Source organism: Geodermatophilus sp. SYSU D00079, assembly GCF_054050635.1.
Genome location: NZ_JBJGZS010000001.1, coordinates 404,968 through 412,962 on the forward strand (window position 1 = coordinate 404,968; position 7,995 = coordinate 412,962).

The following is a 7,995-nucleotide window of genomic DNA, read 5'->3' on the forward strand; positions in this document are numbered from 1 at the left end:
CGGCGCGCCCCGGCGCCCGGCTCCGTGAGCACGGCCGAGGAGGAGCCGCCCGACGCGACCAGCGTCCTGCTGCCCGGCCCCTGGACCCACCGCGACGTCTCGGCCAACGGCGTCCGGCTGCACGTGGCCGAGGCCGGCGAGGGTCCGCTGGTGCTGCTGCTGCACGGCTTCCCGCAGTTCTGGTGGACCTGGCGTGCCCAGCTGTCCGCCCTGGCCGCCGCCGGGTTCCACGCCGTCGCCCCCGACCTGCGTGGCTACGGCGGCAGCGACAAGCCACCGCGCGGCTACGACCTGCCCACCGCCGCCGCCGACGTGGCCGCGCTCGTGCGCGCGCTGGGTGAGCAGGACGCCGTCGTCGTCGGGCACGACTGGGGCGGGCTGGTGGCCTGGACGGCGGCCGCCCTGCACCCCCGCAGCGTCCGCCGGCTGGCGGTGCTGTCGATGGCCCACCCCCGGCGGCTGCGGGCGTCGCTGGCCGACTCCGCGCAACGGCGGGCGCTGCGGCACCTCCTCGGCTTCCAGCTGCCGCGGCTGCCCGAGCGCCGGCTGACCCGTGCCGACGACGACCCGGTCGCCGAGCTGATGCGCCGCTGGGCCGGCCCGGCGTGGACCTCCACCGCCGACTTCGCGCTCGCCGTGGAGCGCTACCGCTCCGCGGCCCGCATCCCGCAGGCCGCCTACGGCTCGATGGAGTACTTCCGCTGGTTCGGCCGCTCCCAGGTGCGCCCCGACGGGTGGCGCTACGCCCGCCGCATGGCCGCCCCGGTCACCGCGCCCACCCTGCAGCTGCACGGCGGCCTCGACCCGTACGTGCTGACGTCGTCGGCCCTCGGCTCCGGCCGCTACGTCGCCGGCGCCTACGACTGGCGGGTCCTCCCCGACGTGGGCCACTTCCCGCACGAGGAGGTCCCCGAGGCGGTGAACGACGCCCTCGTCGAGTGGGCGAGGTGACGCGACAGGGCGGCCTCCTGCAGGGCCCGCCGCGAGGGTGCGAGGGGCGGGGAGGACGGGGCCCTCTCCCTACTCGCAGGCGCCGGTGGGCACCTCCGCGGTCGCGGTCAGCCCGGCCTGCCGGGCGCCGTCGACCTGGGCGTTGGTGAGGGCGTAGCCGGTCATCGGGTCGTCGATGGCCGAGGCGAACACGACGCCGAGCACGTGCCCCTGCGAGTCGAACAGCGGGCCGCCGGAGTTGCCGGCGCGCACCTCGCCGCGGAGGGCGTAGACGTCGCGGACGACCGTCTGGGCGTTGCGGAAGTCCGGCCCGCTGATCTCGCCACGGTCGCGCACCCGGGCCGGCCCGACGAACAGGCCGCCGCCCCCGGGGTACCCCATGATGATCGCGTCCGCGCCGGACTCGACCGGGGCCGGCGCGAAGGTCAGCGGCACCTGCGGCAGGCCCGGGACGGCGAGGACCGCCACGTCGGTCTCCTCGTCGACGAACACCGGCGTCGCGTCGTACTCCTCGCCCTCGGCGCTGACCACCGGGTCGGTGACCCCGGCGAGGACGTGGGCGTTGGTCATCACCCGCTCCTCGGCGAAGACGAACCCGGAGCCGTCGATCTGCCGCGCACACGACGGCGCGACGCCGCTGATCTGCACGACCGACCCCTGCACCGAGGTCACGACCGGGCTGGCCCGCAGTGCCTCGTCCGGCGCCGGGACGTCCGGGACGTCGGTGGGGGTGAGCGGGTCGAGGACGTCGGGCAGCCCGCGCCGGTCGATGGCCTCCCGCAGCGAGTCGTACACCGCCCGGACACCGGCGGGGACGCTGCGGTCGACCGCCTGCACCAGCGCCGACTGCCGGACCTGGCCGGCCACCTCGGGGAAGGGTGCGGTGGCCAGCGGGGTGGCGACCATCCAGGCCACCAGCAGCACCGCCGCAGCCGACAGCACGGCCCCCGCCACCGAGTCGACCATCTTGGCCGGTTCCCAGGTGACCCGCCGGCGCACCGCCCGGCCGACCGCGCCGGCCAGCACCTGCCCCAGCAGCGCCCCGGCCAGGACGACGACCAGCGCGGCGAACACCCGGGTGACCGGCGAGCCGTCGACCCGGTCGGTCACCGGCCCCGACAGCTGGGCGCCGAGGACCGCCCCACCGAAGAAGCCGAAGAAGGACGCCGCGGAGACGATGACACCCTGCCGGAAGCCGGAGAAGCCGAAGGACAGGGCCAGGACGATGAGGACGACGTCGACGATCGACACCTGGTCAGCCCTGCACCGTCATCGTGCCGACCTGTCCGAGCTGGGTGTGGAAGCTGCACTCGAACGGGTGCTCACCGGGGACGGACACGGTGAACTCGATGGTGCGGCTCTCCCCCGGCGCCAGCAGCGGGATCTCCGGCGCGATCGGCTCGGGCCCGGCGTCCGGGGTGAAGCGGAAGTTGTGCGTCAACTGGTCGGCGACGTTGACCACGGTCAGCCGCACCTGCCCGGGTGCGACGGTGAAGGTGGCCGGGGTGAAGACGTAGTCGTCCTGCGTCTGCAGGGTGACCTCCTGGACCCCGTCGGGGGCGGTGCTCACGGCGCCGGGCTCCGGGCCGGCCGGGGTCGTCGCCGACGGGCTCCCGGACCCGCCCCCGCCGCAGCCGGCCAGGACGGCGGCCAGCAGCAGCGTCCCGGCGGCCAGCGCGCCGCGCCGCCGTCCATCGCGCGCGTTCATCGCGGGGGAACGGTACGCGTGGGCGGCCCGTCGGGCGCCGGATCGGCGACCGTCGGCGCGGCGGCGTCCTCCTCCTCGACGGGGTCGAGGGTGCCCGGCAGCTGCGGACGCCGCGCCCCGAGCACGGGGAGTTCCCGGACGTCGGACTGGTCCCAGGGCCGGGTCAGGCCGGCGGCCTCGAGGATCGCGTCGAGCAGCCCCGCCGTGAACCCCCACACGACCATCCCGGCCACGCCGAACGCCGGGCCGATGTAGCCCGAGGGGTGACGGGCGCGGAACCGGTTGGCCGGGTCGGTCAGCTCCGCCAGCGGCACCCGCGCCACGCGGGCCACCTCCCGGGGGTCGCCGACGCTGACGTCACGGGGGTCGTCCCACCAGGCGACCACCGGGACGACGAGGTTGTCCGAGGGCCCGAGGAACAGCTCGGGGAGGGTGGCCAGCACCCGCACCCCGTCGGGGTCGATGCCGGCCTCCTCCTCGGCCTCCCGCAGCGCGGTGCCCACCGGGTACTCGTCCCCGGGGTCGGCGCCGCCGCCGGGGAAGGCCGGCTGGCCGGCGTGCGTGCGCAGGTGCGCGGACTTCTCGATGAGCAGGACGTCGGCGCCGCGCGGGCCCTCGCCGAACAGGATCAGCACCGCCGAGCGGCGGGCCGTCGCGGTCGGCCGGGGCATGCGGTGCCGCAGCGGCAGGTCGGCGCCGGTGTCGAGCAGGCGGTGCAGGTACTCCGGGAGGCCGTCGGGGCGCTGCTCGCCGCCGGCCGCCTGGCTCACAGCTGCACCCCCAGGTGTTCGGCGACCAGGCCCTCGAGCTCCTCCAGCGACGTCACCGGGCGCAGCTGCAGGTGGGCGATCGAGCCGTCGGCGCGCAGCAGGTAGGTGTAGGGCAGACCGCGCAGGCCCTGCTCGATGGCGAGGTCGCCGTCGGCGTCGACGCCGGTGGGCATGGTGACGCCCGCGTCGGCGGCGAAGGCCAGCCCGTTGGCGGGCGTGTCCTGGCTGACCAGGCCGACGACGCGCAGCCGGTCGCCGGCCGCGTCGGCCAGCTGCTGCACCACCGGCAACTCCTCCCGGCAGGGCCCGCACCAGCTGGCCCACAGGTTCACCACGGTGGGCACGCCCTGCGCCCGGCCGAGGGCCAGCTGCCCGCCACCGAGGCAGTCGACGGTCACGTCGGCGAGCACCTCACCACCCGTCGCCGGCTCCTCGGGTTGGGCGGGGCACGCCGCGGTGGTGTTCTCCACCGCCGGGGCGGCGGACGGCGCGGCGCCGGCGTCCGGGGTCCCGCCACCGCACCCGGCCAGCCCGAGCAGCAGCAGCGCACCGGCGGCGACCCGTCCGCGGGCGCTCATTCGGTGTCGGAGGCGGCCGGCGTCTTGACCAGCTTCAGCGCGACCTCCGGATCGGTGGGGCCGATGCCGTAGGACGGGCACCAGCGGGCCAGGCCGCACGCCCCGCAGGCCGCCTTCTTGGCGTGGCAGACCCGCCGGCCGTGGAAGATCACCCGGTGGCTGAAGTCGGTCCACTCCTTCTTCGGCACCAGCTCGGCGACCTCGGCCTCGACCTTGACGGGGTCCTCCTCCGCCGTCCAGCCGAACCGGCGCACGAGCCGGCCGAAGTGGGTGTCGACGGTGAGCCCGGGGACACCGAAGGCGTTGCCCAGGACGACGTTGGCCGTCTTGCGTCCCACGCCCGGGAGGGTGACCAGGTCGGCCATCCGGCCGGGCACCTCGCCGTCGAACCGCTCGACCAGCGCCCGCGCCAGGCCGAGGGCGGAGTTGGCCTTGGCCCGGAAGAAGCCGGTCGGCTTGAGGATCGCCTCGAGCTCCTCGCGGTCGGCCCCGGCGAGGGCCACCGCGTCGGGGTACTTCGCGAACAGCGTCGGCGTGACCTTGTTGACCATCTTGTCCGTGGTCTGCGCCGACAGCACCGTGGCGACCAGCAGCTCGAAGGGGTTGGTGAAGTCCAGCTCGCAGTGCGCGTCGGGGTGGATCAGCGCCAGCTCGCGGGCCATCCGCCGGGCGCGGCGGGTGCGCGCCAGCGGCGTCTCCTCGGGGTCGTACGGCGCTCCCCCTCGGGCGGCGGCGCGCCGCGCGTGCGGGGGGACCGGGCGTGCGTAGGCGGGCGAGGACACGCGGTCGAGGGTAGGCGGACGAGCTGACGATCCCGGGCCCGTGCCATCATCGCAGCCGCCGTGGGCGCGGGTTCCGCCCCGCGGGACGGGGTACACACAGGAGTGCGCGCGGGCGCCGGCCGGACCGGCGCCGCCCCCGACGAGGACGGAGGAGGTACCCGGTGGTCGCCCTCATCGTCATCCTGTTCCCACCGCTGCTCATCGCGTTCCTGCTGGTGATGGAGCGGGTCGAGGAGCCGCTTCGCCGGCCCACCGGTCCCCGCGAGGTCGCCGAGTTCCTCTCCACCGCCAGCCCCGGCGAGGTCGACACCCTGGCCTCCTCCGGCATCCGGCGGGCGATGGCCCGCTGGCGGCGGCGGCGCTCGTCGCGGGTGCTGCAGGAGGCCGAGCCGCCCGTCGTCTGAGGGAGGAGCCGGTCCTCACCACCCTCCGCGGCGGACCGGGGAGGGGGCCCGAACACGGGCCCGACCTGCGGTGTCGTCCGCCGTCCCTCCCCCGTCGGGGTGGCCCGGTCTCCCACCGATCAGGTGACCACGCGCACAGCCCCCTAGACTCTCTGCGGACGGCGCCGCGCCGCAGGCGCGCGCTCTCCGGGAAGCGCCGGTTGTCGGCGCTCCCACTGGTCGTGCGAGAGGACGCGTAGTGGACGAGGTGCTGGCCCAGTCCGGGCTCTTCCAGGGGCAGTCGGAAGAGGCGGTGGAAACGGTCATCAGCCGCCTCGAGACGATCACGCTGCCGCGAGGCCGGGTCGTGTTCAACGAGGGCGAACCGGGCGACAGCCTGTACATCGTCATGTCCGGCAAGATCAAACTGTCCCGTCGCTCCCCCGACGGCCGCGAGAACGTGCTCGCCGTCATGGGCCCGTCGGACCAGTTCGGTGAGCTGTCGGTCTTCGACCCCGGGCCGCGCACCGCGACGGCGACCGCGGTCACCGACGTCAAGCTGGCCCGGATGCCGCAGTCGGTGATCCGCCCGTGGATCGAGGCGCACCCGGAGATCGGCGAGCAGCTGCTGCGCGTGCTGGCCCGCCGGCTGCGGCGGACCAACGACTCCGTGGCCGACCTGATCTTCACCGACGTCCCCGGCCGGGTGGCCAAGGCGCTGCTGCAGATGGCCGACCGGTTCGGCAGCCGCGAGGGCGAGGGCCTGCGGGTCAAGCACGACCTCACCCAGGAGGAGCTGGCCCAGCTGGTCGGCGCCTCCCGCGAGACGGTGAACAAGGCGCTGGCCGACTTCGTGCACCGCGGCTGGATCCAGCTGCAGGGCAAGTCGGTCGTCGTCCTCGACGAGGAGCGTCTGCGCCGCCGCGCCCGCTGAGGCCCGCGACGCCACGAGGCCCCGCTCCGGTCCGGAGTGGGGCCTCGCTGCGTCCCTGGCGCCGGGAGCACGGAGCCCGGCGCCGGCGCTCAGGACGGGAGGGGTATGACCAGCCGGATCCGCGTGCCGTCGGGCAGGACCGCCCAGCGGCCGTCGGGCTCGTCCTCGAAGGTGGGGCTGATCGGCTGCAGCGGCTCCGGCGGGGAGCCGGCCAGCACGGCCGCCACGTCGGCGAAGGGCTCGAGCTGGCCGAGGGTGTGGATGGTCGGCGGCAGCATCGGCCGCGTGCCACCGCGCATCTCCGCCAGGGCGGCGGCCGGGGTCAGCCAGCTCGCCTCGTCGGCCTCACCGGTGACGTGCCGCGCCTCCTGACCGACCGGCAGCGCCGCGGCGAAGAACTTGGTGTCGTAGCGCCGCGGCTCGTCCGGCGGGGTGACCCAGTGCGCGAAGGGGCGCAGCAGGTCCGAGCGAAGCGCCAGACCGCGGTCGGCGAGCAGCTCGGCCAGGGACAGCTCGCGGGTCAGCAGGGCCTGCCGCTGCGCCTCCCAGTCGTCGCCGGTCACCGACGGCACGACCCCGCCCGCCCCGTCGGAGCCGTCGGCCGGCCCCGCGAGCAGGACGCCGGCCTCCTCGAACGTCTCCCGGACGGCGGCGCAGACCAGCTCGCGGGCGGTCGGCTCGTCGCACCCGAAGGCCGCCGCCCACTCCGCCGGGGGCGGGCCGACCCAGTCGGTCTGGACGTCGGCGTCCCGCGGGTCGACGCCCCCACCGGGATAGGCGGTCATCCCGCCCGCGAAGGGCATGCCCCGGGTGCGCCGCAGCAGGTACACCTCGAGCCCCGGGGTGCCGTCGCGCAGCAGCAGGACCGTCGCCGCCTGCCGGGGTTCGGCCGGACTCACCGGGTCACGCTCCCCACCACCGGCGCCGGCACCCCAGAGCCCCGCGCAGCGGCGTCACCGCAGTTCGACGGTGAGCTCGACCTCGACGGGGGCACCGAGCGGCAGCTCCGCCACGCCGACGGCGCTGCGGGCGTGCCGTCCGGCGTCGCCGAAGATCCGCCCCAGCAGCTCGCTGGCCCCGTTGACCACCCGCGGCTGACCGGTGAACCCCTCGGCGCTGGCGACGTAGCCCACCACGCGGACGACGCGGGCCACCGAGTCCAGTCCCACCAGGTCGTCGACCGCGGCCAGGGCGTTGAGGGCGCACAGCTTGGCGTCGTGCGCGGCGTCCTCGGGGTCCACCGAGCCGCCGACCTTGCCGGTGCGGCGCAGGCCGCCGTCGACGAACGGCAGCTGCCCGGAGGTGTAGACCAGCTGACCGCTGCGCACCGCCGGGACGTAGGCGGCCACCGGCGCGGCCACGGCGGGCAGCCGGATGCCGAGCTCGGCCAACCGGGCGTGCCAGCTCTGGGTCTGCGGCGTCGTCACGGCGGGTCAGCCCAGCGGGCGCTTGAGGTACGCGACCGGCTGCTCGCTGCCGGCCGGGCCGGGCAGCACGGTCACCAGCTCCCAGCCGTCGACTCCCCAGGAGTCGAGGATCGCCTTGGTGTTGTGGATCAACAGCGGGATGGTGGCGTACTCCCACCGGACACGGGCCGGATCGCTCATGGCCGCGACGCTAGCGCAGCCCACGGGTCCGGCTCCGGCTCCGGCTCTCCCGCAGGGTCCGCCCCACGCTCGCGAGGGGTGGGGAGGACGGGGTCACCCTCGGCTCCTGGCCCCGTCCCGGGTCCCACCCCGAGCTCGCGAGGGGTGGGGAGGACGGGTCACCCTCGGCTCCTGGCCCCGTCCCGGGTCCCACCCCGAGCTCGCGAGGGGTGGGGAGGACGGGGTCACCCTCGGCTCCTGGCCCCGTCCCGGGTCCCACCCCGAGCTCGCGAGGGGTGGGGA

11 protein-coding genes are annotated in these 7,995 nt (G+C 75.9%); 3 read left to right on the forward strand and 8 right to left on the reverse strand.

What is annotated here, in order from left to right; all coding sequences use genetic code 11:
• The first annotated feature begins 24 nt into the window (after positions 1–24).
• On the forward strand, positions 25–951 hold the full coding sequence (locus ACI79E_RS02070) for an alpha/beta fold hydrolase (RefSeq protein ID WP_456930883.1): 927 nt from the start codon (positions 25–27) through the stop codon (positions 949–951).
• A 69-nt stretch (positions 952–1,020) separates the two neighbouring features.
• Here the strand turns inward: ACI79E_RS02070 and ACI79E_RS02075 are convergent, their stop codons facing one another.
• Genes ACI79E_RS02075 through nth form a run of 5 tightly spaced genes read right to left on the reverse strand, consistent with a single transcriptional unit; the run spans position 1,021 to position 4,789 of the window.
• Positions 1,021–2,202, reverse strand: a complete 1,182-nt coding sequence (locus tag ACI79E_RS02075) for a MarP family serine protease (RefSeq protein ID WP_456930884.1) — start codon at positions 2,200–2,202, stop codon at positions 1,021–1,023.
• Between the two features lie 4 nt (positions 2,203–2,206).
• A complete protein-coding gene (locus ACI79E_RS02080) occupies positions 2,207–2,659 on the reverse strand; it encodes a cupredoxin domain-containing protein (RefSeq protein ID WP_456930885.1) in 453 nt (150 codons plus the stop codon).
• Positions 2,656–3,429 (reverse strand): NUDIX hydrolase, encoded by a 774-nt coding sequence (locus ACI79E_RS02085; protein ID WP_456930886.1) that lies wholly within the window; start codon positions 3,427–3,429, stop codon positions 2,656–2,658. Before ACI79E_RS02085 ends, ACI79E_RS02080 begins: the two co-directional genes overlap by 4 nt.
• Complete coding sequence (locus ACI79E_RS02090; RefSeq protein ID WP_456930887.1) at positions 3,426–4,007, reverse strand: TlpA family protein disulfide reductase; 582 nt, start codon at positions 4,005–4,007, stop codon at positions 3,426–3,428. Before ACI79E_RS02090 ends, ACI79E_RS02085 begins: the two co-directional genes overlap by 4 nt.
• Positions 4,004–4,789, reverse strand: a complete 786-nt coding sequence (gene nth, locus ACI79E_RS02095; RefSeq protein WP_456930888.1) for an endonuclease III — start codon at positions 4,787–4,789, stop codon at positions 4,004–4,006. Before nth ends, ACI79E_RS02090 begins: the two co-directional genes overlap by 4 nt.
• A 161-nt stretch (positions 4,790–4,950) precedes the next feature.
• Here nth and ACI79E_RS02100 point away from each other — a divergent pair, with 161 nt between their 5' ends.
• Together ACI79E_RS02100 and ACI79E_RS02105 are read left to right on the forward strand one after the other, a co-directional pair.
• Entirely contained in the window at positions 4,951–5,193 is a 243-nt protein-coding gene (locus ACI79E_RS02100) for a hypothetical protein (protein WP_456930889.1), read from the forward strand.
• A 238-nt stretch (positions 5,194–5,431) separates the two neighbouring features.
• The gene (locus ACI79E_RS02105) at positions 5,432–6,106 is read left to right on the forward strand and encodes a Crp/Fnr family transcriptional regulator (RefSeq protein ID WP_456848801.1); all 675 of its coding nucleotides are present in this window, start codon (positions 5,432–5,434) and stop codon (positions 6,104–6,106) included.
• An 89-nt stretch (positions 6,107–6,195) separates the two neighbouring features.
• On the opposite strand, the gene ACI79E_RS02110 is transcribed toward ACI79E_RS02105, so the two are convergent.
• From ACI79E_RS02110 to ACI79E_RS02120, 3 genes are read right to left on the reverse strand one after another with little or no spacing between them, the layout of a single operon-like run.
• Positions 6,196–7,005 carry an NUDIX hydrolase gene (locus ACI79E_RS02110; protein ID WP_456930890.1) on the reverse strand — a complete coding sequence of 270 codons (810 nt, stop codon included), beginning with the start codon at positions 7,003–7,005 and terminating at the stop codon, positions 6,196–6,198.
• 54 nt (positions 7,006–7,059) lie between these two features.
• A complete protein-coding gene (locus ACI79E_RS02115) occupies positions 7,060–7,533 on the reverse strand; it encodes a RidA family protein (RefSeq protein WP_456930891.1) in 474 nt (157 codons plus the stop codon).
• Positions 7,534–7,539: 6 nt separating this feature from the next.
• Positions 7,540–7,713 carry a hypothetical protein gene (locus tag ACI79E_RS02120; RefSeq protein WP_456930892.1) on the reverse strand — a complete coding sequence of 58 codons (174 nt, stop codon included), beginning with the start codon at positions 7,711–7,713 and terminating at the stop codon, positions 7,540–7,542.
• Between the last annotated feature and the right edge of the window lie 282 nt (positions 7,714–7,995).

Coding starts and splice junctions, on each gene's coding strand:
- ACI79E_RS02090 (WP_456930887.1), bottom strand. CDS start 4,007: ATGAGCGCCCGCGGACGGGTCGCCGCCGGTGCGCTGCTGCTGCTCGGG.
- ACI79E_RS02080 (WP_456930885.1), bottom strand. CDS start 2,659: ATGAACGCGCGCGATGGACGGCGGCGCGGCGCGCTGGCCGCCGGGACG.
- ACI79E_RS02120 (WP_456930892.1), bottom strand. CDS start 7,713: ATGAGCGATCCGGCCCGTGTCCGGTGGGAGTACGCCACCATCCCGCTG.